The following is a 20,163-nucleotide window of genomic DNA, read 5'->3' on the forward strand; positions in this document are numbered from 1 at the left end:
CCTATTCCGCGGCCACGGGAAGCTTCGGTGCGACGCCGAAATCTTCCGGGAAATGGGTGAGTGCGCTGATGACCGGGTAGGGCGTGAACCCGCCGAGCGCGCAGAGCGAGCCGAGCTTCATGGTGTGACAAAGGTCGGTGAGGATCGCGAGATTGGCCTCGCGTCGATCGCCGTTGATGATCTTGTCGAGGGTTTCCACCCCGCGCGTGGAGCCGATGCGGCAGGGCGTGCACTTGCCGCAGCTCTCGTGCGAGCAGAATTCCATGGCGAATTTCGCCATGTGGGCCATGTCCACCGTGTCATCGAACACAACGATGCCGCCATGGCCGATCAGCGCATCCTTGGCCGCGAACGCCTCATAGTCGAATGGCGTGTCGAACTGCGACACCGGCATATAGGCGCCAAGCGGTCCGCCCGCCTGCACCGCCCGCACCGGACGCCCGGACGCCGTGCCGCCGCCGATCTCGTTCACCAATTCGCCGAGCGAAATGCCGAAGGCGGTTTCGAACAGGCCGCCGAACTTGATGTTGCCGGCGAGCTGGATCGGCATCGTGCCGCGCGAACGGCCCATGCCGAAATCGCGATAATACTGGCCGCCCTTGTCCAGGATCACAGGGACGGTGGCGAGCGAGATCAGATTGTTGATGACGGTGGGCTTGCCGAACAGGCCCTTGTGGGCCGGCAGCGGCGGCTTGGCGCGCACCACGCCGCGCTTGCCTTCCAGGCTGTCCAGCAGGGCGGTTTCCTCGCCGCACACATAGGCGCCGGCGCCCATGCGCATTTCCATGTCGAAATCATACCCGGACCCGGCGACATTCTTGCCGAGCAGCCCGTTGGCGCGGGCGATGGCGATGGCCTTCTCCATCACCACCAGGGACAGGGGATATTCCGAGCGGCAATAGACGAAACCCTTGGTCGCGCCAACGGCGAGGCCTGCGATGGTCATGCCCTCGATCAGGCAGAACGGGTCGGCTTCCATGATCAAGCGGTCGGCAAAGGTGCCGCTGTCGCCTTCGTCGGCGTTGCAGACGATGTAGCGCTGGTCGGCCGGCGCTGCCGCAACCGTGCGCCACTTGATGCCGGTGGGGAAGCCCGCGCCGCCGCGCCCGCGCAGGCCGGAGAGGAACACTTCTTCGACCGTCGCGGAAGGGCCGATCTCAACCGCCTTGGCAAGGCCGCGATAGCCGCCATGGGCCTTGTAGTCTTCAAGCGACAGCGGATCGATGATGCCGCAGCGGACAAAGGTGAGGCGGGTCTGCTTCTTGAGATACGGGATCTCTTCCACCAGACCGACGCAGAGGGGATGGGCGGCACCGTCGAGCAGGCCGGCATCCAGCAGCGCTTCGACTTCGGACGGCTTCACCGGGCCATAGCCGATGCGCCCGGCGGGGGTCTCAACCTCCAGCAACGGCTCCAGCCAGAACAGGCCGCGCGAGCCGTTGCGCACGATCTCGACCGAGAGTCCGCGCGCCGCGAAGGCGTCCTGCAGCTTCAAGGCGATGCGGTCGGCGCCGCAGGCGATTGCGGTGGCATCATTGGGGACGAAAATGCGGGGGCTGCTCATCGGTCGGTCTCCGCGACCAGTTCGTCAATGGTTTCGCGGTCGAGGCGGCCCACAAGGCGGCCGTCGATCATGGCCGAGGGGGCGCAGGCGCACAGGCCGAGGCAATAGATCGGTTCCAGCGTGACACGGCCATCGGTGGAGGTTTCGCCCATGGAAACGCCGAGGCGCTCCTGGGCATATTCGGCCAGAGCGTCCGAGCCCATGGACTGGCAGGCTTCCGCTGCGCAGAGCTTCAGCACATGGCGCCCCGGCGGCTCCCGGCGGAAATCGTGGTAGAAGGTGACGACCCCGAACACTTCGGCGCGCGAAAGGTTCAGGCTTTCCGCAATCATCGGAACGACGGGCTCGGGCACAAAGCCGAACGTCTCCTGAATCGCGTGCAGGATGGGCATGGTGGCGCCAGCCATATGCTGGTGCGAGGAGATGATCTCGGAGGCGCGTTCTGCGCTCCACGATTCGTAGCCGACCATCGGCAACACCCTTCCCTGGCCCGCTGGAAGCGGTTTCCTTGTGATAATTCCAGAAAGAATGGCAGCTTGCGGCGTCGGATCAAGCGAGCTGTGGGATGTTGCGATAGAACATCTCTATCGTTGGCGGTCGATGAAATCGCCGTAAGTGTTGCAATCTATCACTTGTTTGCCCCGCCCCCTCGTCGCGAGGGCCAGAGTTTTTGGTATATTGATTGCGTTTCTCTATCTTGGAGTGACCAGGGGAGATGCGTTGGCACTCTAAATGCTGCAATGCAGCATGAAGCGCAGGCGCCTGCATCTTATGGCATGCACGCTCGAGCGGCTGCAGCCCCACTCACACGGTTTTGAACAGCGCGGTCTTATAGGGGCACTTTGGGAGATCGGTTCACCGGGCGCGTCGGTGCGGTGCAAGGCGGGGAAGATAAGGTCGCGTTGCAGTGTGGCGGGCGGGATCCGGAGGACCGTCGATCTAGCACACCGCGACTGCGGCGGGACGCAAGCCCCGCGCTGGCGGAGGGCCAGGCGTTGTCGGTGGTGGGGTGGGTCCTGCGCTGCAGCCCCCCGAAGCGGCCAAAACCAGCCTGTGCCGAAAGAGCTTCAGGTCTGCCGCCACCCTCTGAGTTTGCCCGCGCGTCGCGCAGGCTGGCCGATGGTGATCTACGGAATTTGGCTAAGTGTGCGCCGTCTCGATGCTCAGACACTGGGTCTTGAGGCTGTTCCTCGACGTCACCGCCGGGGGTCTCGATCCGCGCGCGGGGCTCAGCCGAACTTGAACAGCACCCCATAGCCGCCGCGGGGGTAGTTCCACTCGATGTCGCCGGTCGGCTCTGCGATGACGCGGCAGGTGCCGCATTCGACGCAGCCGTCTACGGTCACTTCAACCTGTCCGCTTTCGGTGAGGTCATAGCAGCGCGCCGGGCAAGCCTTCAGCAGCGCCAGCAGGGGCGCGGGAGGCACGGTGTGGGGCCGCACCTTGATATGGGCGCGTCCGGCATCCACGAGATAGCGATTGTAGAAAAGCTTGTCTTCGACGCGGACGGATGGATCGCTCATCGTTCCAACTCCAGGGTGAGACGGTGTGAATTTAGTTCGATTTCAGAAGGCCGTGTTCCGCCGGGCGGTCGTTAGCGCCAAGCGCGGGCGAAGCGGAAAGCGTCGCCAAACAGGCCGAGCCACGAGCGGGCGGCCACGAAGGAGCGCAGGGTGGTCTTCTCCTTTTCCATCTTGGGCGTACCGTCGACGCGCAGAAAGTTCTGCATCGCCTTAGATACGAGCTGGGGATAGGTGAGGAAGAAGTTCTGCGACTGAACATGCATCAGCGCTGGCATGTCCTTGTATTTCTTGAGGTCCTTGATGACGAAGGAATCGTCGAGCAAGGTTTTGTAGAGCGCCAGGTTTTGCTTGGTCATGGGCTCGCGGCGCGATTTGATCTGGAAAATCGTTTCCGCGGCGATACGGCCGGAGGTCATGGCGAGGTTCGAACCCTCGCGATGGATAGCATTGTTGAGCTGGGCGGCATCGCCCACCACCACCCAGCCATCGCCATAAAGCTGCGGGATCGCCTTGTAGCCGCCCTCCGGGATCAGATGGGCGGAATATTCCTTCACTTCGGAGCCTTCGATCAGCGGCGCCACAGAGGGATGGCTCTTGAACCGCTCCAGCAGGCCATAGGGGGTCTCGCCGGACTTCTGGAAGTCCGCAACCAGGCAGCCGATGCCCAACGAGACGCACTCCTTGTTCGCATAGATGAAGCCCATGCCCGTCATGCCCCGCGAAATGGTGCCGACGGCCTCGATCACAGTTCCTTCGTCGCCCTTGAGATTGAAGCGGGCTTCGATGGTCTCGCGCGGCAGAAAGTGCATTTCCTTCACGGCCAGCGCCACATTATCGGGCTTGGGCCGTTCGCGCAGACCCGCGCGGGTGCCGAGCAGGCCGTTCACGCCCTCGGCCAGCACCACCACATCGGCATGAATCTGACCGTCCTTGCGGTCGGTCCGCACACCGATGACCTTGCCATAGGCGTCCTGCACCAGCTCGGTCACCGTGGTCTCGCACAGCACGACCGCGCCGGCCTCCTTGACCTTGGAGGAAAACCATTTGTCGAATTGGGCGCGGATGATGGTGTAGCGGTTCGGCTTTTCCTCGTTGAATTCGTCGGACTTGTAATGCAGCCCGGTGTGCGAGCGGTCGTCCATCATCCAGAAGCGTTGCTCCACCAGATGGCGCTCGAGCGGCGCCTCCTCGCGGAAGTCGGGGATCAGCTTCTCCAGCATGTCGGCATAGAGGATGGCGCCCTGAACATTCTTGGAGCCGGAATATTCCCCGCGCTCCAGTTGCAGCACTTTCAGGCCGCGCTGGGCAAGGGTCAGCGCGGCGGCGTTGCCGGCCATTCCCGCGCCAACAACGATCGCATCAAACTTTTCTTCGATCATGGCACGCTCCTCCTTCAGCTTGCGATCCGGTCGCGCGAATGGGGCGACAGGCGGGCACGAAAGGCCTCGGTCAGCGCCGGCAGGAGCCGGATCGCGTCGGTGACGATGCCCACATGGGCGTATTGGAAGATCGGCGCATTGGGGTCGGTGTTGATGGCGACGATCATGTCCGCCCCTTCCACGCCAACGCGATGCTGGATCGCGCCGGAAATGCCGGCGGCGATATAAAGTTTCGGCCGGATGGTCTTGCCCGTCTGGCCTATCTGCCGGTCGGAGGTGACCCAGCCCTTCTGGACCAACGGTCGCGAGCAACCATATTCGGCCCCGAGCACACCGGCGAGCTGGCGCACCAGCTGGAAGTTTTCCGGCGAGCCGAGCCCGAGGCCGCCAGCCACCACCACGTCGGCATAGGCGAGGTTGGATTTGGCGGAATCGCGATCCGGCATGAAGGACAGGACCTTGGTGACGATGTCATCCTCGATCATGCCAAGCGGATGGGTGATAATCCGCCCCGCCATTTTCTCAACCCGCTCCGGCATGGACATGACGCGCGGGCGCACCGTCGCCATCTGCGGCCGATAATTGAGCGTGTAGATGGTGCAAAGGAGCGAGCCGCCGAAGGTGGGGCGGGTCGCCGCGAGGGAGCCATCCGCGTCCACGTCCAGTTCGGTGCAGTCGGCGGTCAGACCGGTCAGCAGCGTCGTCGCCACCGAGCCGGCGAGATCGCGGCCGAGCGTGGTGGCGCCGAGCAGCAGGATTTCCGGCTTGTAGGTGTTGACCACGTCGGTGAGCGCCTTGGTATAGGCCTCGTTGCGATAGTCGGTCAGCAGGTCGTCGGCCACCACATAAGCAAGGTCGGCGCCGTAGCAGAAGGATTCTGCGGCGGCCGAACGCGTAGCTTCGCCCTCGGGCCCGATCACCACCGCAGCCAGCTCAACTTTAAGCTTGTCGGCGAGGATACGTCCCGCGCCCAGCAATTCCCAGGAGACGGGATGAACCACGCCGCGCTCCTGCTCGATGAACACCCACACGTGCTTGTAGGCCTTGAAGTGCTCGGGGAGCTCCTTCTTGGTTGCCGCGCGGCCTGCGGCCGGGGCGGGCGCTTTGGTCGGTTCGCTCATCGCCATGGTTCCTCGTCTATCGCTCAGTATCCGCGCGCCAGGGTCGCAAGCTCGGCTTCGAGCTTGGGCTGGCGCTTGAAGATGTCGTCGATCAAAGCTTCGGCCGGCGGGCCGCTGGAGATATCCACCATCGCCACCTTTTCCGCGCGCGGCGGCGGTGCGAACACGCGCTTCACGATGGTCGGCGACCCACGCAAACCGCATTTGGTGATGTCTTCCACACCCGCGTCCTGCGCGCTCCATTTCACGATGGTGGCGCGCGCCGCACGCAGGGCATCTTCCATGCCGCCGCGCCGGATCTCATTGGTGGCTTCCAGCATGGTGATGAGACAGGGCAGCCGGGTCTTCAGGACCTGAACGCCACCTTCCGAGCGCCGCTCGGCCTCGATGGTGCGCGCTTCCAGGTCCAGCGTATTGATCTTCGCGACATAGGTGAGTTGCAGCAGGCCGAGCCGTTTGGCTATGCCCGGTCCCACCTGGGCGGTGTCGCCGTCGATGGTCTGCTTGCCGGTGAAGATGAGGTCGGGCGCGCCAAAGGTCTCGCCGATCTTGCGCACCGCCGTGGCCAGTGCATAGGTGGTGGCCAGTGTATCGGCCCCGGCGAAGAAACGGTCGGTGAGCAGAACCGCGCGGTTGGCGCCGAAGGTTAGCGCCTTGCGCAAGCTGTCCTCGGCTGAGGGCGGACCCATGGTCAGCACGGTGACTTCGCCGCCGAACTTGTCGCGCAGGGCCAAGGCCGCTTCGAGCGCGAATAAATCGTACGGATTGATGATGGTCGGCACCCCCTGACGCATAATGGTGTTGGTCACGGGGTGGACGCGGATCTGCGCCGAGTCTGGAACCTGCTTGATGCAGACGACGATGTGCATTCGGTTGCTCCGAGCCTGTCTGACAGCCCGAAGAGGACAAACGCAAGTGTCGTACCAATTGCGATGACAAATAAAATCTAATTATATTTCAATAAGATATTCTGGAGCGTCGGATATGTCGCCGGGGCAGGTCATGTGCTGCTGACAAAACCGGGCCGTGTGCGTCGGGAATGCGACAGCGGGGTAGCGAGACCGGACGAAGCGTGTGGCAGTTCGCCAGCTTGGACATGCAAAAGCCGGCTGTCGCGGCCCTTTGGGCAGAGAGTCAGCCGGCTGGATGCGTGGTGGATCTTATTTGAGGACGTTCAGCGAAACGATGGTTTTCGGCTTGGGCGGGGCCACCGCATCCTTCAGCACCTTGAACACGCGCTGATCGATGGGCGAGGACGAGACGAAATCCGCATAGGCCTGTTCAAGTACCGTTTTGCAGCGTTCGGTCACGACCTCTTCCGGTTCACCGGAGAAATCCTCGCTCACCAGATATTGGCCCATGCGGCGCAAGATATGCAGTCGCGCCACGTTGACAACGAGGGGATCGTATTCAACGCCCAGCAGCGCGAAGAAATCCTCTGCCGAGGACGCCTTGTTCAATTGATCGAGCACGCGGGGCGTGCTGCTCGCGGATCCTGCGGAACTGCTCATCGCCTATCTCCTTCGATCACAACCTGCGGCGGACATGGCCCGCAGCCTCACGGCGCCGTCTGGCATGCCTTGGGAAAAGCAATCGGCGTGCCATTCTCAAGAGATGGAGATAAGCGATTGATTGATTGAGATTTTCTAATGCCGGGTGATGTCGCACTTGCGACACGATCTGCGACACGACAAGGGCCGTACCGGGGCCGCGCCAGTGAATCTGCCAATTGCCGCAGGGGTGAGCCACAGGCGCCGATGGCGTAGCGCATCAGGGCCGTTTGCGCAGCCGCACCACCACGTCGATTCCCGAAACTTCGAATCCTTCGGGGATCTCGGGCAGCCTCCCGATGACAACACTGTCGTGCGGGATATCGCACAATATGTTCTCGCCCTCGATATAGAAATGATGATGCCGGCTCGGATTGGTATCGTAGAATGCGGTTGCGCCATCGATGCCGATGCGTCGAAGAAGGCCGGCCTCAGTGAAATGGTTCAGTGTGTTGTAGACCGTGGCGAGCGACATCGGCACGCGCGCTTTTTGGGTTTCCTCGTGCAGAATGCCGGCGGTGATGTGCCGATTGCCTTTCGAGAACAGCAGCCTACCGAGCACAATGCGCTGACGTGTCGGCCGCAGGCCAGCGCGCCGCAGCATGCCGCTGCAATCGATCCAGGAACGATCTTCCTGTTTGCTGCGGCGCCACATCAGCCGCAGTTCCTGATCCAAGTCGAGATCTGCCGGCTCGCAGGATTGGGGGGCGTGCATGTCTTCCATCGTACGCTCCAGGGTCAGGAAGGTTGGGAGGAAGCGGGGACGGCGTTCGCCAGGTCCGCTTGCGCCATGGTGCGACGGCGTTCCGCCATCCGGCTCTCGCCGCTCTCGTCACTGAAGCAGACGGCGAAATCATTGCATTGGGTGCATACCGGCGCGGCGCACATGACGAAGCCGTCGTCCTCGCACAGCATCCGGTAGAGTAGTCGCTTCCAACGCATGTTGTTTGTGTTGCGCGCGGCAACAGAGGCAAAATGGCGCGTAATAAGCCGGGTCAACTCGGAGCGCGTGCGCAGGCCGAGATCCTCCCACAAATGGTTCGGCTCCATTGCTCGGCGGGCGATCATCGCGGCGAGCCAGCGGGTGGTGTCGCAATCGGAGGAGGATTTCGCACGCAGCAGGTCTCGCACCATGGCGATCTCTTCATCGGGTGGCGCGTCGGTTTGCGTCCACCACATCGCGGCACGAGGCCGAGCGCGGGGAAACCAATGTGCGAGCAAAGCGGAAAGCTCGGCCTGGGAAAGGCCCGCGTGCTCCGCCACGGGTCCGCCCTCCATGGCGGCGGCGGCAAGAATCGAGGCCAGGATGTGCCGGTCGAAGCTGATATCGTCTGCGATGACGGCCTCGTTCGGCGATATGCCGGTCAACAGGCGATAGGCCGCGATGCCTGGATGTTCGCCGGCATCCCGCCCCGGCAGGAGCTGTGCCAGGGGACGCAGGAACCCGAGGGCCGGGTCGATCATATCCTCTCGCGATGCCGTTAGGGTCACGTTGCGCTCCAAAGGCCGTCGGTGAGCCCTCTCGTGGTCGTCTCCGGCCCGGTTCGCGGTGCATTGGATGCACCGGCTGCTGTTATTTTTAGAGGTGTGATGCCGGCCCCGGTGGGGCCGGCATCTTGAGAAGTTGCCTCAGGCGGACATTGCGGCGAGTTCTTCGGCGGTCTTGCCGACGACGCTCTCGTCCACGGCCTTCATGATGCCGTGCTCCATGAGCATGTCTTCCAGCTCGTCCATGGTGATGGGGGTCGGGATGATGCCCTTGCCGCCGTTCGCATGGATCTTCGTGGCGAGCGAGCGGTAATGGCCGGCCTGCACGCTGTCGGGAGCATATTCGAGCACGGTCATGCGGCGCAGCTCGGCGTGCTGCACGATGTTGTCGCGCGGCACGAAGTAGATCAGATGGGTGCCGAGCTTCTTCGCCATGGCTTCCGCCAGTTCCAGCTCCTTGTCGGTCTGGCGCTCGTTGCAGACGAGCCCGCCCAACCGCACGCCGCCGGAATTGGCGTATTTGAGAATACCCTTGGAGATGTTGTTGGCCGCGTACATGGCCATCATCTCGCCGGACATGACGATGTAGATTTCCTGCGCCTTGTTCTCGCGGATGGGCATGGCGAAACCGCCGCACACCACGTCACCGAGCACGTCGTAGGAGACATAGTCGATGTCTTCGTAGGCGCCGTTCTCCTCCAGGAAGTTGATGGAGGTGATGACGCCGCGACCGGCGCAGCCGACGCCGGGCTCAGGCCCGCCGGACTCGACGCAACGGATGTCGCGGTAGCCGACCTTCATGACCTCTTCCAGCTCCAGGTCCTCGACGCTGCCGGCGGCAGCCGCGAGGCTGAGGATGGTGTCCTGCGCCTTTGCGTGCAGGATGAGGCGGGTCGAATCCGCCTTCGGGTCGCAGCCGACGATGAGGATCTTGTGACCCATCTCGGCCAGGGCCGCGAGCGTATTCTGGGAGGTGGTCGACTTGCCGATGCCTCCCTTACCGTAAAATGCGATTTGTCGTAGTGACGACATGATAGGTTTCCTTCGAACCGATTGCCAATGACCACCACGCTCTTGGCGTGTGTGTTCCTCGCTCACAAACAGCTCGCCGGTTACGGGAAGGAGCGCATCGCTCGTCGTCGCGTCTGCGTGCACTCAGCCCTCACTCGCCGTGCAGAACTTCTTCAGCAATCCGCGTGCCAAGCCGAGATATTCTGTAATCGACTGATTTTTAAACGAAAAATATGAGAGAATGCTTGTCGCTCACTGTGTCTTGAATCGGACAGCAGCCCTTTCGCTGTCACAAACGAAACAAGAGCCTGGTGCGTCGCGGGGGCCCGCAAGCCCGCGCGAACCCGCACGAATACAGGGCTCGGCCATAAGGAACGGAACTTGCTAGACCTCGGGATGAAGCGCGGCCCCAATCGAGCCGTGACACGCAGCGAGGGTGACATGCAAATTGGTGTCGAAACATCAAAGGCCGTGGATCAGCGGCGCGTGTTCGTTGTCGACCAGGACGAGATCACGCGCGCGGCGCTGCAGTTCATGCTGCACGACGAGATTGAGACGCATGAACTCGCCACCCCGGAAGAAGCCTACGAGAAGGGCGTCGGCTGGCTGAAGCCGGATGTGGTTCTGCTCGGCGTCTCCTTCCTCAGCGAGCGCGGCACTGATCTGGTGGCAGACCTCAATGCCAAGTTTCCCGGCGTGCGCATCCTCATCGTCTGCGAGAAGGCGCAGGAGGCCACAGCCGTCGACGGCATCAAGGCCGGCGCCCATGGGGCCCTGGTGAAGCCGCTGACGCTGGAGGCGGTGCGAAAGAAGGTGGATACGATCCTCGGCCGCGGCGGCGCGCAGCCCATCGTTCAGCTTGGCTTCATGCGATAGGAGTGGCCGTGACCGCCATTGTCTTCTTTCAGAAGCCGGGCTGCGGCACCAATGCGCGTCAGATTTTGATGCTGGAGCGCGCCGGCTATCGTGTGGAGGCGCGCAACCTGCTGACCGAGCCATGGACGGGGGAGCGCCTGCTCGGCTTCTTTGGCGAGACGCCGGTGCCAAGCTGGTTCAACCCGGCCGCGCCGCGCATCAAATCCGGCGAGATCCTGCCGCAGATGTTGGATCCGGCCTCCGCCCTCGCCTTGATGCTGGCGGACCCGCTGCTGATCCGCCGGCCACTGGTGGAGCAAGGTACCGCGCGCTGTGCCGGCTTCGACCGCGAGCCGGTCACCTCTTGGCTGCGGGATGACGCGGCTCTGAGTGCTGCCCAGGGCTGCAGCCGACCGGACGTGCCGGGCGGGTGCACCGAACCCGCCCAGTCGGAAGCGGCGTCGCAGCCATGAACGTTGCGGCCCTTGAGGCGATGAGCCCGGCGGAGGTGACCCTCGCCTATCACGCGCGCACCAAGCACACCCTTCCCCGCTACGCGCCGGGACCGGAGACGCTGGATTGGGACTCGCAGCCTGATCCCTTCCGCACTTTCGCAGATGCGCCGCGTATCCTCTTGCCGCTCGGGGCGCATCTGCTGGCGACCCGGTTCGGTGAGATCTATGGAACGCCGCCCGCACCGGCGGAGCTGGACCTTCAGGGGCTCGCCCTGCTGCTTGAACTCTCGTTCGGCCTTGCCGCCTGGAAGGAATTAGGCCCGGACCGCTGGGCGCTGCGCTGCAACCCCTCCAGTGGCAATCTCCACCCCACCGAGGTCTATGCGCTCACCGCCAATATGCCGGGGCTTTGCGACGGACTGCACCATTATGTCAGCCGCGACCACACCCTGGAGCAGCGCTGCCGCGTGACGGCGCTGCCCGGCGCCCGGCAAGGGCTCTGGATCGGCCTGAGCTCGATCCATTGGCGCGAGGCCTGGAAATATGGCGAGCGCGCGTTCCGCTATTGCCAGCTCGATATCGGCCATGCCCTTGGCGCATTGCGCTATGCGGCGGGTGCGCTGGGCTGGACGGCGCGAGTGGTCGAATGTGATGCTGCAACCCTTACGGCCTTGATGGGACTGGATCGCGCCGGTGATTTCTCCGGTGTCGAGTCCGAGGATGGCGATGTGCTGGTGGCGATCGAGCCGGGCACAGGAGCGGGCTTGCCCGCCGCAGCGCCGTGCGACCTCGGTCTTGCCCAGGGGGAGTGGGGCGGCCGTGCCAGCCTGCTGGACCGCCGACCACTGTATCGCTGGCCCGTCATTCCCGAGGTGGCCCGGGCGACGCGAGCGTCCGGCAAGCCGTTCCATCGCAGCGTCGCCCAAAAGGCGTTGCCGGCCCTCACGCACGAGCACGAGGCGCGGGCCGCTGATATCCTGCTGGGCCGGCGCAGCGCCCAGCGCTTCGACAGCCGGTTCGAGCTGCCGCTCACCGTGTTTTATCGGCTGCTAGATGCCCTGCTGCCACGGGCCGCTGCGCCTTGGGATCTGTTCGAGCCCGGCGCGAGCCTCCACCCGGTGTTCTTCGTCCATCGCGTGGCGGGGCTTACCTCCGGTCTTTACGCGCTGCCGCGTTCCGCTGAAGGCGGAAAGGCTTTGCGGACAGCGCTGCGTTCAGATTTCACCTGGGAGCCGGTGGGCGGTGCGCCTACCCATCTGCCGCTGGTGCGGCTCGTTGAAAGAGACTGCCGGGGCGTGGCGCGCACCGTGAGCTGCCATCAGGCCATCGCCAGCGACGGCTGCTTTTCGCTCAGCATGCTGGCGGAATTCGAGCATGCCGTGCGCGCCGATCCATCCTGCTATCGGCAACTCCATTGGGAGGCCGGGCTTTTGGGTCATGTGCTGTATCTGGAGGCAGAGGCGGCGGGCGTTAGGGGCACCGGGATCGGCTGCTTTTTCGACGATCCCGTGCACGACCTGCTGGGCCTTACCGGGCTGCGCTTCCAGGCGCTCTATCATTTCACCGTCGGGCGCCCGCTGGGGGACGACCGCATCACCACAGCGCCCGCCTATCCAGGGCGGCCGCTGATTCCCGCGCGAGAATAGACCATGAAACAGCGCATCCCATTCCGCCGCATTGGAGCCGAGGAGACGCGGGTCCTGCTGGACCGTCATCCGCTGATTCTCGATGCGCGAGATCCTGTTTCGTTCGGCGAAGCCCACATTGCGGGTGCCCGCCGCACTGTGTTCGCGGAGCTTGGACCGACGCTGATGCAGACGCCGAAAGACAAACCCATCCTGATCTATTGCTACCATGGCAACGCCAGCCAGGAGTATGCCCAGACGTTCTCGGACTTCGGCTTCAGCGAGGTCTATAGTCTCGATGGAGGTTATGAGGCGTGGCGGAGCCACGCGCCCGCTGGCGCTCGGTCGCTCGCGCCCGAAGTGAATGCCTTCTTGCATTCGCAAGGCTTTCCGCTGGACGATGTGACGAGCGTGGGTGCCAACGGAATGACGCCCTTGATGAAGGCGGCCCATCTTGGTGCGCTCGACATCGCCCGGGCACTTGCCGCGGCCGGTGCCGCGCTGGATGCCCGCAATTCCGACGGAAATACCGCCCTTTGGCTCGCCTGTGTCGGCCGGCATTTCGAGATGATCGACCTGTTGGTCGAATTGGGCATCGATCTCGACAATCGCAACGACAATGGCGCCACGGCCCTCATGTACGCCTCTTCCGCGGGCCTTGCCGGTGTGGCGGAGCGGCTGCTGGCGCGCGGCGCGGACGTTTCCCCGGAATCCTTGGATGGGTATACCGCGCTCGATCTCGCTGGCACGGTCGAGTGCCTCACGTTGCTGCGCCAAGCCGCGAAGGTGCGAGAAAAGGTTGTGGCCGCGGCCTATTGAAAACGAATCCGGGGGAGCACCCCGCCGCAGGGCGGCGGGGGCAAAGTTCATCGCACGCTCAGGCCACCCCGGCGGCGACACCCTTTTCCGTGAGAAGCGTCGCGAGTTCTCCGGTCTGGAACATCTCGCGCACGATATCGCAGCCCCCGATGAACTCGCCCTTGACGTAGAGTTGGGGGATGGTCGGCCAACTGGAATAGGCCTTGATGCCTTCGCGGATATCGTAGTCGGCTAGGACGTCGACGCTCGCAAAGGGCACTTCCAGCCGGGCGAGGATCTGGACCAGCGTGCCGGAGAAACCGCATTGCGGCGCCGCCGGAACACCCTTCATGAAAAGGACGATATCATCGGCGGCGATAATGCCGGCAATGCGTTCTGCGGTGGAATCTGCCATGATCTTTTCCCTTCCTAATCGAATGACTTGACCCGCCCGGCGGGACGCCGGCCCGAGTCTTTGTGGCTGCCGTCAGGCAGGAACAAGGGTTTCAAGCGCCAGGGCATGCAGGGCCCCGCCCATGTGTCCCTGGAGCGCGTCGTAGATCATCTTGTGCTGCTGCACCCGGCTCTTGCCCCGGAACGCCTCGCAGGTGACGCGGGCGGCGAAATGATCGCCATCGCCGGCGAGGTCCACGATGACGACGTGCGCCTGAGGAAATGCCTCCTTGATGAGGCGCTCGATCTCCGTTCCGACCATTGCCATCGTCGTGTTCTCCAGATGTCATCGCCTCGCCATTGCAAGGTTCAAACCATCTGAACGCGCCTCCGCGTCGCGACGCCGTTGCTGGGATTTCGAGCCGAGACGGCGATCATATGGGGGATGCGGCCCAGGGGCGGCCGACATTGTGCGCGACGGCTGTCGCATTGACGACAGAGGCGCATTTGCGACATCGACAAACGTGCCGACCCGCCGTCGTGCTCAACACAGCGCGGCGGGCGCCGCCGATCGACTCTGCGGTGTGTAGGCGGCCCGGCTCTTGCTTGCGGAGCATCGAACCTATGCGGACAGTGGCCGGTCGATCCGGCCACGCCTGCTTGAGCGAGCTATCGATGATCGATCCCTTCTCAGACCGCGACCCCATCAATTTCGGCGATCTGCCTGCTGGCATCGATGCCTTGCTGCAACAGGGTGTAGCCGCCTATCGGCAGGATCGCCTGCGCGCCGACGGGCTTTTCCGCCAAGCCCTGGCGGCGGCACCCGGCGAACTCCCGATTTATTTCTGCCTCTATAAGATCCACACGTATCAGGGAAATCTGGACGAGGCCCAGGCTATCGCGGAAAGCGGGCTTCGCGAGGCCGCGCGCCAAGCCGGCTGGGATCTGGATTGGCGCCAGTGGCGTCCAGAGCGCAATTTGCCCGATGGGGCGGGACGGTTCGCGCTTTACACATTGAAGGCGCTCGCCTTCATCCACCTGCGGCAGAACCGGCCGGATCGTGCCGAGGAGATTCTCGCATCCCTGCGCCAGCTTGACCCCACCGGCGCGGTCGGCTGGACGGTCATCGAGGCGCTGGCGCAGGGGATCGCCTGAGACAACGTGCTGGCATCGCGCTTGCACCTTCTCCGCTGTCATCCATCCCCGCATTGGATGGCAACGACCACAGTGCAGGAACCGCATGGCTAAAACGATCGCATGACCAACGAATACGCTCGCATACGCAAGATTTTTTTGAGGATGATTGCGGATTGCGCAGACGGACCGCGGGTTATGTCGAGTCCCCGCCATGTTTCATTGCCGCCAAGGTTGGGAAGCCAACAGGGCGGCCGGGCAGCTTGAGGGGTGACCGGGCAGATGGCACAGCTCGATGAGCACACGGGCGCAGAACTCCTGGTCAATCCCGGCCAGGATGCCCTGATGGACGAAATTATTGCGGCGCTGCGCACCGTATTCGATCCGGAAATTCCTGTGAACGTCTATGACCTGGGATTGATTTACCGCATCGCTCCCACGCTCGATGGTCATGTCGAGATCGACATGACGTTGACCGCCCCGGGATGTCCGGTTGCCGGCGAATTTCTCGGCTGGGTTGAAAAAGCGGTTGCGGGCGTGGACGAGATTTCCAGCGTCAAGGTCAATCTGGTCTTCGATCCGCCCTGGGATAGTTCGCGCATGTCGGAAGATGTGCAGCTCGAACTGGGATTGCTTTAGCCCCGGATCCGCGCGGTCGGACAGGCTTTGCGCGGCCGAAAGTCTTCTTCTGAGGCAAGACGAATCCAAAAGCTCACGCAACAAGAAGCGCAACATCTGGGCCTCGGCCTGGCACCTTTTCCGTCATCCGAATAATCGGGCTGGGCGGTTCAAGCATGTGATGCGCACGCCGAATTGGCGTCGCGCGGCAATCGAGGATGCCATGATCGAGCTAATTGCTTCCGACGGCCACGCCTTTTCCGCCTATCGAGCCGACCCTGTGGGCGAGCCCAAAGGCGCGGTGGTGGTTCTTCAGGAATTGTTCGGGGTGAATGCGCACATCCGCAAAATCGTGGATGATTTTGCGTTGCGGGGCTATGTCGCGATCGCGCCTGCCCTGTTCGACCGCGTGCAGCCGGATGTCGCGCTCGGCTATGACGAGGAGGGCTTTGCCGCAGGGCTGGCGCTGCTCGAACAATTGGACGACGAGAAGGCGTTAAATGACGTCCAAGCCGCCGTGGAGGCCGTGAAGGACACTGGCAAGGTTGCGCTCGTCGGCTATTCCTGCGGTGGCTATCTTGCCTATGCTGCGGCCAACGCGGTCACTGGCATCGCCTGTGTCATTGCTTATTACGGCCCCGGAATTGTCGAGGCCTATGGGGAAAAGCGCAAGGTTCCGATCTTGCTGCATTTCGGCGAGAAGGATCCGCTGATCCCGCTTGAGCAAGTTGAGCAGTTTCGCGCCTCGCGTCCAAACGTCAGCGCCTTCACCTATCCCGACGCCACCCATGGCTTCAATTGCGAGGAGCGCGGCAGCTATCATGCGGCCTCTGCCCAACAGGCCCTGGAGCGGACGTTATTCTGGATTGCCCAGTTCGTTGAAGGTCAGACGCCGCTCCTGATGAAAAATTCGGGCATGTACGCGCAGGCGAAGGTGGAAAAGAAAAAGAGCAAGAAGAGCGCCGACGACGATCTCGGTCCCCCCTTGGACTGATGCATTCGCTCTGGTGCGGGCATGCGCGTTCGGTGCGGGGTAGGCGAGGGTGATGATGAGCGTCATCAAGGCTGAGTTCGGAGTTGAGAAGCGCCAGGCGGCGCGCCGCCTGCGCACGTTGCTGAGCCTCAGCGCTTTGCATGAGGCGAATGTGCGGGCCAACCCTGTGCCCTATCTCGAACGGGCAAGCGAGCGCATTTATCAGCTTGAGAAGGTGCTGTTCGAGGCGGCACAGGCCGCGCGGCCGCCGCTGGACGAAGGCATGGCGCAGGATCTGGTCAGCGTGGATCGGCGCGTCCATGACGGGCTGATGGCGTGCCGCGATATTGTGGAGGCCGCCCTGATCCTGCTCGCCGCGGAAGAGGGTGAAAGCTAAAGCGCCCGCCGATCACAGTGCCCCGCGCCTGATCGGACCTCGCTCCAAGCTCAGCCATCTTGGATTTTCATCGCATTGGAGAAGCAGAATGTCGCTTGAGGGTTTCTTTGTGGATTGGAATGGCAATGTGCGCACGACGCAGGATCCCGGCGGCGGCTATCTCTGCGAGTCCGATCCGGTGGCACGCTATGTGGCGATCACCACCAAGGGCGGCACCCTCGTGCATGAGGCCACCTTCTATCGCAGCCTTGCAGACATTGAGAAGGCGGGCATCAAGGCGGCACTGGTTCCGGGCTCCCATCCCTGGGGCCAGCGCGACGAAGGATTCTGATCGCTGATCTGAGGCGGAGCTCGTCCTCTGGATGAGGCTTGCCGATGGGAGATTCACCATGAGGGGAGATTTGCCATGATGCCGACGACCATCCTCATCGACGAGGCGCCTCGATGCGTCGTACGCCCCGTCGATACCAAGGATCTCCAGCGCTTTCTGCGCAACGGCAAGGCGTTTCTGCTCGCGGACCAGCCAGAAGGCAAGATCACCCATCGGCCGGCCGACGAGCCTGAAATATCGCGCTGGCACAATGCCCTGGCTTTGCATAAGGCGTGGGGCGGGGCGGACGAGGACTTCTTCGGCGTCCCGCTCTGAAGCCCGAAGCAAAGTTCAAGGGCGGGCGTGACCGGAATCGTGGGGATTGTCGGCCTGGTTGCGCATCCAGTCCGCAAGCTTGGTGAGCGCAGCGTCGATCTCCTCCCGCGCGTCGGCATCGGCGACCGTCTCATTGAGCGCACCACGCATGCAGAGCAGCCAGGCGTCGCGCTCGGCTGAACCGATCTTGAAGCCCATGTGGCGCTGGCGGAGACGCGGATGGCCGCGCTCGGCGGAGTAGAGCTTGGGGCCGCCGGTCCATTCACATAAATAGCGCTTGAGGACATTCTTTGTGGTCGCGAGGTCCGGCGCGTGCATGGCACGGATCTCCTGCGCCTCCGGCAACTCGTCCATGCGGCGGTAGAACGCCTCCACGAGCCGGTCGATGACGACGGCGCCGCCGACACGCTCAAACATCGAGATTTCAACCGCGACGTCAGACATGGCTCACCTCCAGATTCTGGCCTACGGGCGGCGCCTGACGGCCCGAGAGGGCAAGCTGCAGCAATTCCGCATCCGTCACCGGCAGCGAGCATGTTTCGCCGATGCAGACATAGGCTGTCGCCTTTCCGCTAATGCTTTCTTTGCCTTGCGTGGGATGGCCGGGCGGCGGCTGCGCTCCGTGTTCGAGCACCCGCAGCACGAGGTTCGGGATGCAGCAGGCGCGCACCGCCTCCAAAAGCTCGGCCGTGCCCAATCCTGCCCGGATGACGATCTGGACGCTGTTGGCAAACCCGTCGAGCCCCGAGAGGAAGGCCGCGAGCGGGATGGCGTTGCGTGCCACCTCGCCGGCAAAGGCGCCGATTTGCCGCTCGGCCCGGGTGCGGTAGGCGGGTTTTCCGGTCAGCAGGAACAAGGTCGACAACACCTCCACCATCATGCCGTTGCCGGAGGGCGTTGCATGGTCGAAGGCATTTCGGATGCGCGTTATCAACCCTGTGGCCTCTTGCGAGGTCAGGAAATAGCCGCCGCGTTCGGCGTCGAGGAAATTGTTTTCCAGAAGCTCCGCCCAAGTCTCCGCGCAGGCGAGGTAATAGGGGTCGCCGGTCGCCTGGTTCAAGGCCAGCGCGGCGCGGCTCATGGCGGCGTAATCATCGAGCAGGCCAGGATAGGTGCGGCCCTCGCACCAGGAATGATGCAAACGGCCCTGGGCGTCGGTCATCTGGGCGAGGATGAAGGCGAAGGCCTCTTTTGCTGCAGCGATCCAGTCCTCCCGTTGGAAGGCGCCACCGGCGAGGCAAAGGGCGGCGATGGCAAGGCCATTCCAGTCCGCCAGCACTTTGTGGTCGCGCCTGGGCCGGACCCGGCCCTCGCGCACCGCGAGGAGCTTTTCGCGCGCTGCCGCAAGCTGAGCCTCGATCGCGGGTTCGGCAAGGTCCGGCTTTTCCGAGCGGTTGAGAATGCTGCGCCCCTCCCAATTGCCGATCCGGTGCACATCGTAATGCGCTTTGAACACCGGCGCCTCGGGGCCGAGCACTGCCTCCACCTCGGCGGCGGTCCAGACATAAAACTTGCCTTCTTCATGCTCGCTGTCGGCATCGAGCGCGGCTGCGAAGGCGCCGCCGTTGACGCGCATTTCGCGCAGCAGGAACGTCACGGTCTCCGCAACCCGCATGGCGTAAAGCGGGTTGCCCGTCTCCTGCCAAGCCCAAGTGAGAAGCTCGACCAATTGGGCATTGTCGTAGAGCATTTTCTCGAAATGCGGGACCAGCCAGGCATTGTCCGTGGAGTAACGCGAATAGCCGCCGCCGAGGTGGTCGTAAATGCCACCTTGGGACATTCGATCCAAGGTCAGCAGGACGGCGTCGCGCAACTTGGCCTTCCCAGTGCGCTTGTAGCCGCGCCATAGCACAGCAAGCACAGGGGACTGGGGAAATTTCGGCGCCTGCCCGAGGCCGCCGTCCACGGGATCGATCAATTCGGCGAACTTGACGCAGATCTCGTCAAGAATCTCGGGCGTCAGCAAATTGTCCGGCGGCGGATCGGAAAGCCGGAGCAGGCCCTGGCGCAGGACCGTGGTGTTCTTCTCCACGGTCTCCTTCTGCTCGCGATAAACCTTGGCCGTGCGGGCGAGAACGTCGCGGAAGGCGGGCCGTCCATAGCGGCTCTCAGGCGGGTAATAGGTGCCGCCCCAATAAGGCTCTCCCTGCGGGGTTAGGAACATGGTGAGCGGCCAACCGCCGCGCCGCCCCAGCAGCGTGAGGGCGTTCTGATAGATCAGATCAAGGTCTGGCCGCTCCTCGCGATCCACTTTGATGGGAATGAAAAGTTCGTTCATCAACGCTGCAGTATCGGCATTCTCGAAACTTTCCGCGGCCATCACGTGACACCAATGGCAGGCGGCATAGCCGATCGAGAGCAGGATCGGTTTGTCGGCGGCCTGCGCAGCCGCGAGCGTCGCCTCGCTCCACACATGCCAATCCACCGGATTGTCCTTGTGCTGAAGCAGATAGGGGCTGGTCTCGCCCGCAAGTTGGTTCATGGGACGTCTCTTTTCGCGGGTCGTCTTCGCCCTATGGGGCCAAAGCAATTAGCTCGCCAAAACGGATGTTCGTAAAAAAGCGTCTAATCCATCGTCGTTTGATGGATTGATGGGGGTTTGCGAATGAAATCCGACAGGGGAACGACAGATG

24 protein-coding genes are annotated in these 20,163 nt (G+C 63.2%); 10 read left to right on the top strand and 14 right to left on the bottom strand.

Annotated elements, in window-relative coordinates:
* Nucleotide 1: 1 nt before the first annotated feature.
* The 10 genes from V5F77_RS03025 to nifH form a co-directional block, all read right to left on the bottom strand.
* Nucleotides 2-1,564, bottom strand: coding sequence for a formate dehydrogenase beta subunit (locus tag V5F77_RS03025; protein WP_429003846.1), 1,563 nt, complete (start codon nt 1,562-1,564; stop codon nt 2-4).
* Complete coding sequence (locus V5F77_RS03030; RefSeq protein ID WP_429003847.1) at nt 1,561-2,034, bottom strand: formate dehydrogenase subunit gamma; 474 nt, start codon at nt 2,032-2,034, stop codon at nt 1,561-1,563. Before V5F77_RS03030 ends, V5F77_RS03025 begins: the two co-directional genes overlap by 4 nt.
* Before the next feature lie 759 nt (nt 2,035-2,793).
* Nucleotides 2,794-3,087 (bottom strand): ferredoxin family protein, encoded by a 294-nt coding sequence (locus V5F77_RS03035; protein ID WP_429003848.1) that lies wholly within the window; start codon nt 3,085-3,087, stop codon nt 2,794-2,796.
* A gap of 71 nt (nt 3,088-3,158) precedes the next feature.
* Nucleotides 3,159-4,466: an FAD-dependent oxidoreductase gene (locus V5F77_RS03040; RefSeq protein WP_429003849.1), complete on the bottom strand. Its 1,308-nt coding sequence runs from the start codon at nt 4,464-4,466 to the stop codon at nt 3,159-3,161.
* 14 nt (nt 4,467-4,480) lie between these two features.
* Nucleotides 4,481-5,587 carry an electron transfer flavoprotein subunit alpha/FixB family protein gene (locus tag V5F77_RS03045; RefSeq protein ID WP_429003850.1) on the bottom strand — a complete coding sequence of 369 codons (1,107 nt, stop codon included), beginning with the start codon at nt 5,585-5,587 and terminating at the stop codon, nt 4,481-4,483.
* Nucleotides 5,588-5,610: 23 nt separating this feature from the next.
* A complete protein-coding gene (locus tag V5F77_RS03050) occupies nt 5,611-6,456 on the bottom strand; it encodes an electron transfer flavoprotein subunit beta/FixA family protein (RefSeq protein WP_429003851.1) in 846 nt (281 codons plus the stop codon).
* Between the two features lie 291 nt (nt 6,457-6,747).
* A complete protein-coding gene (nifW, locus tag V5F77_RS03055; RefSeq protein ID WP_429003852.1) occupies nt 6,748-7,098 on the bottom strand; it encodes a nitrogenase stabilizing/protective protein NifW in 351 nt (116 codons plus the stop codon).
* 259 nt (nt 7,099-7,357) lie between these two features.
* Nucleotides 7,358-7,792, bottom strand: coding sequence for a Fur family transcriptional regulator Irr (gene irr, locus V5F77_RS03060; RefSeq protein ID WP_429004033.1), 435 nt, complete (start codon nt 7,790-7,792; stop codon nt 7,358-7,360).
* Between the two features lie 83 nt (nt 7,793-7,875).
* Nucleotides 7,876-8,601 (bottom strand): nitrogen fixation protein NifQ, encoded by a 726-nt coding sequence (locus V5F77_RS03065; RefSeq protein ID WP_429003853.1) that lies wholly within the window; start codon nt 8,599-8,601, stop codon nt 7,876-7,878.
* Nucleotides 8,602-8,766: 165 nt separating this feature from the next.
* Nucleotides 8,767-9,657: a nitrogenase iron protein gene (gene nifH / locus V5F77_RS03070; RefSeq protein ID WP_429003854.1), complete on the bottom strand. Its 891-nt coding sequence runs from the start codon at nt 9,655-9,657 to the stop codon at nt 8,767-8,769.
* A 420-nt stretch (nt 9,658-10,077) separates the two neighbouring features.
* Here nifH and V5F77_RS03075 point away from each other — a divergent pair, with 420 nt between their 5' ends.
* The 4 genes from V5F77_RS03075 to V5F77_RS03090 are packed head-to-tail and all read left to right on the top strand — an operon-like array spanning nt 10,078 to nt 13,390.
* Nucleotides 10,078-10,512 carry a response regulator gene (locus V5F77_RS03075; protein WP_429003855.1) on the top strand — a complete coding sequence of 145 codons (435 nt, stop codon included), beginning with the start codon at nt 10,078-10,080 and terminating at the stop codon, nt 10,510-10,512.
* Nucleotides 10,513-10,520: 8 nt separating this feature from the next.
* Nucleotides 10,521-10,964, top strand: a complete 444-nt coding sequence (locus V5F77_RS03080; RefSeq protein ID WP_429003856.1) for an ArsC/Spx/MgsR family protein — start codon at nt 10,521-10,523, stop codon at nt 10,962-10,964.
* The gene (locus V5F77_RS03085; protein ID WP_429003857.1) at nt 10,961-12,592 is read left to right on the top strand and encodes a nitroreductase; all 1,632 of its coding nucleotides are present in this window, start codon (nt 10,961-10,963) and stop codon (nt 12,590-12,592) included. The genes V5F77_RS03080 and V5F77_RS03085 overlap by 4 nt, the downstream gene beginning before the upstream one ends.
* A gap of 3 nt (nt 12,593-12,595) precedes the next feature.
* Entirely contained in the window at nt 12,596-13,390 is a 795-nt protein-coding gene (locus tag V5F77_RS03090) for an ankyrin repeat domain-containing protein (protein ID WP_429003858.1), read from the top strand.
* 58 nt (nt 13,391-13,448) lie between these two features.
* On the opposite strand, the gene grxD is transcribed toward V5F77_RS03090, so the two are convergent.
* Nucleotides 13,449-13,784 (bottom strand): Grx4 family monothiol glutaredoxin, encoded by a 336-nt coding sequence (grxD, locus tag V5F77_RS03095; protein ID WP_429003859.1) that lies wholly within the window; start codon nt 13,782-13,784, stop codon nt 13,449-13,451.
* A 72-nt stretch (nt 13,785-13,856) separates the two neighbouring features.
* Nucleotides 13,857-14,090 carry a BolA/IbaG family iron-sulfur metabolism protein gene (locus V5F77_RS03100; RefSeq protein WP_429003860.1) on the bottom strand — a complete coding sequence of 78 codons (234 nt, stop codon included), beginning with the start codon at nt 14,088-14,090 and terminating at the stop codon, nt 13,857-13,859.
* Between the two features lie 347 nt (nt 14,091-14,437).
* Here V5F77_RS03100 and V5F77_RS03105 point away from each other — a divergent pair, with 347 nt between their 5' ends.
* The 6 genes from V5F77_RS03105 to V5F77_RS03130 all read left to right on the top strand — a co-directional run bounded on the left by V5F77_RS03105 (nt 14,438) and on the right by V5F77_RS03130 (nt 17,530).
* Nucleotides 14,438-14,917: a tetratricopeptide repeat protein gene (locus V5F77_RS03105; RefSeq protein WP_429003861.1), complete on the top strand. Its 480-nt coding sequence runs from the start codon at nt 14,438-14,440 to the stop codon at nt 14,915-14,917.
* 261 nt (nt 14,918-15,178) lie between these two features.
* Nucleotides 15,179-15,535, top strand: a complete 357-nt coding sequence (locus V5F77_RS03110) for a DUF59 domain-containing protein (RefSeq protein WP_429003862.1) — start codon at nt 15,179-15,181, stop codon at nt 15,533-15,535.
* A gap of 202 nt (nt 15,536-15,737) precedes the next feature.
* Nucleotides 15,738-16,508, top strand: a complete 771-nt coding sequence (locus V5F77_RS03115; RefSeq protein ID WP_429003863.1) for a dienelactone hydrolase family protein — start codon at nt 15,738-15,740, stop codon at nt 16,506-16,508.
* 52 nt (nt 16,509-16,560) lie between these two features.
* Nucleotides 16,561-16,884: a hypothetical protein gene (locus V5F77_RS03120; RefSeq protein ID WP_429003864.1), complete on the top strand. Its 324-nt coding sequence runs from the start codon at nt 16,561-16,563 to the stop codon at nt 16,882-16,884.
* An 88-nt stretch (nt 16,885-16,972) separates the two neighbouring features.
* Complete coding sequence (locus tag V5F77_RS03125; RefSeq protein WP_429003865.1) at nt 16,973-17,215, top strand: hypothetical protein; 243 nt, start codon at nt 16,973-16,975, stop codon at nt 17,213-17,215.
* Nucleotides 17,216-17,290: 75 nt separating this feature from the next.
* The gene (locus V5F77_RS03130; protein WP_429003866.1) at nt 17,291-17,530 is read left to right on the top strand and encodes a hypothetical protein; all 240 of its coding nucleotides are present in this window, start codon (nt 17,291-17,293) and stop codon (nt 17,528-17,530) included.
* 15 nt (nt 17,531-17,545) lie between these two features.
* Here V5F77_RS03130 and V5F77_RS03135 read toward each other — a convergent pair whose 3' ends face one another.
* Nucleotides 17,546-17,974 carry a group II truncated hemoglobin gene (locus V5F77_RS03135; protein ID WP_429003867.1) on the bottom strand — a complete coding sequence of 143 codons (429 nt, stop codon included), beginning with the start codon at nt 17,972-17,974 and terminating at the stop codon, nt 17,546-17,548.
* Entirely contained in the window at nt 17,967-20,012 is a 2,046-nt protein-coding gene (locus tag V5F77_RS03140; protein ID WP_429003868.1) for a thioredoxin domain-containing protein, read from the bottom strand. Before V5F77_RS03140 ends, V5F77_RS03135 begins: the two co-directional genes overlap by 8 nt.
* Nucleotides 20,013-20,163 lie beyond the last annotated feature (151 nt).

Origin of the sequence: Roseixanthobacter psychrophilus (genome assembly GCF_043195195.1) — a bacterium.
GTDB lineage: Bacteria > Pseudomonadota > Alphaproteobacteria > Rhizobiales > Xanthobacteraceae > NCEH01.

What these genes read in the sequence shown, in the direction of transcription:
- V5F77_RS03025 (WP_429003846.1), bottom strand. Translation starts at nt 1,564, where the DNA reads ATGAGCAGCCCCCGCATTTTCGTCCCCAATGATGCCACCGCAATCGCC.
- V5F77_RS03030 (WP_429003847.1), bottom strand. Translation starts at nt 2,034, where the DNA reads ATGGTCGGCTACGAATCGTGGAGCGCAGAACGCGCCTCCGAGATCATC.
- V5F77_RS03035 (WP_429003848.1), bottom strand. Translation starts at nt 3,087, where the DNA reads ATGAGCGATCCATCCGTCCGCGTCGAAGACAAGCTTTTCTACAATCGC.
- V5F77_RS03040 (WP_429003849.1), bottom strand. Translation starts at nt 4,466, where the DNA reads ATGATCGAAGAAAAGTTTGATGCGATCGTTGTTGGCGCGGGAATGGCC.
- V5F77_RS03045 (WP_429003850.1), bottom strand. Translation starts at nt 5,587, where the DNA reads ATGAGCGAACCGACCAAAGCGCCCGCCCCGGCCGCAGGCCGCGCGGCA.
- V5F77_RS03050 (WP_429003851.1), bottom strand. Translation starts at nt 6,456, where the DNA reads ATGCACATCGTCGTCTGCATCAAGCAGGTTCCAGACTCGGCGCAGATC.
- nifW (WP_429003852.1), bottom strand. Translation starts at nt 7,098, where the DNA reads ATGAGCAGTTCCGCAGGATCCGCGAGCAGCACGCCCCGCGTGCTCGAT.
- irr (WP_429004033.1), bottom strand. Translation starts at nt 7,792, where the DNA reads ATGTGGCGCCGCAGCAAACAGGAAGATCGTTCCTGGATCGATTGCAGC.
- V5F77_RS03065 (WP_429003853.1), bottom strand. Translation starts at nt 8,601, where the DNA reads ATGATCGACCCGGCCCTCGGGTTCCTGCGTCCCCTGGCACAGCTCCTG.
- nifH (WP_429003854.1), bottom strand. Translation starts at nt 9,657, where the DNA reads ATGTCGTCACTACGACAAATCGCATTTTACGGTAAGGGAGGCATCGGC.
- V5F77_RS03075 (WP_429003855.1), top strand. Translation starts at nt 10,078, where the DNA reads ATGCAAATTGGTGTCGAAACATCAAAGGCCGTGGATCAGCGGCGCGTG.
- V5F77_RS03085 (WP_429003857.1), top strand. Translation starts at nt 10,961, where the DNA reads ATGAACGTTGCGGCCCTTGAGGCGATGAGCCCGGCGGAGGTGACCCTC.
- V5F77_RS03090 (WP_429003858.1), top strand. Translation starts at nt 12,596, where the DNA reads ATGAAACAGCGCATCCCATTCCGCCGCATTGGAGCCGAGGAGACGCGG.
- grxD (WP_429003859.1), bottom strand. Translation starts at nt 13,784, where the DNA reads ATGGCAGATTCCACCGCAGAACGCATTGCCGGCATTATCGCCGCCGAT.
- V5F77_RS03100 (WP_429003860.1), bottom strand. Translation starts at nt 14,090, where the DNA reads ATGGCAATGGTCGGAACGGAGATCGAGCGCCTCATCAAGGAGGCATTT.
- V5F77_RS03105 (WP_429003861.1), top strand. Translation starts at nt 14,438, where the DNA reads ATGATCGATCCCTTCTCAGACCGCGACCCCATCAATTTCGGCGATCTG.
- V5F77_RS03110 (WP_429003862.1), top strand. Translation starts at nt 15,179, where the DNA reads ATGGCACAGCTCGATGAGCACACGGGCGCAGAACTCCTGGTCAATCCC.
- V5F77_RS03115 (WP_429003863.1), top strand. Translation starts at nt 15,738, where the DNA reads ATGATCGAGCTAATTGCTTCCGACGGCCACGCCTTTTCCGCCTATCGA.
- V5F77_RS03120 (WP_429003864.1), top strand. Translation starts at nt 16,561, where the DNA reads ATGATGAGCGTCATCAAGGCTGAGTTCGGAGTTGAGAAGCGCCAGGCG.
- V5F77_RS03125 (WP_429003865.1), top strand. Translation starts at nt 16,973, where the DNA reads ATGTCGCTTGAGGGTTTCTTTGTGGATTGGAATGGCAATGTGCGCACG.
- V5F77_RS03130 (WP_429003866.1), top strand. Translation starts at nt 17,291, where the DNA reads ATGATGCCGACGACCATCCTCATCGACGAGGCGCCTCGATGCGTCGTA.
- V5F77_RS03135 (WP_429003867.1), bottom strand. Translation starts at nt 17,974, where the DNA reads ATGTCTGACGTCGCGGTTGAAATCTCGATGTTTGAGCGTGTCGGCGGC.
- V5F77_RS03140 (WP_429003868.1), bottom strand. Translation starts at nt 20,012, where the DNA reads ATGAACCAACTTGCGGGCGAGACCAGCCCCTATCTGCTTCAGCACAAG.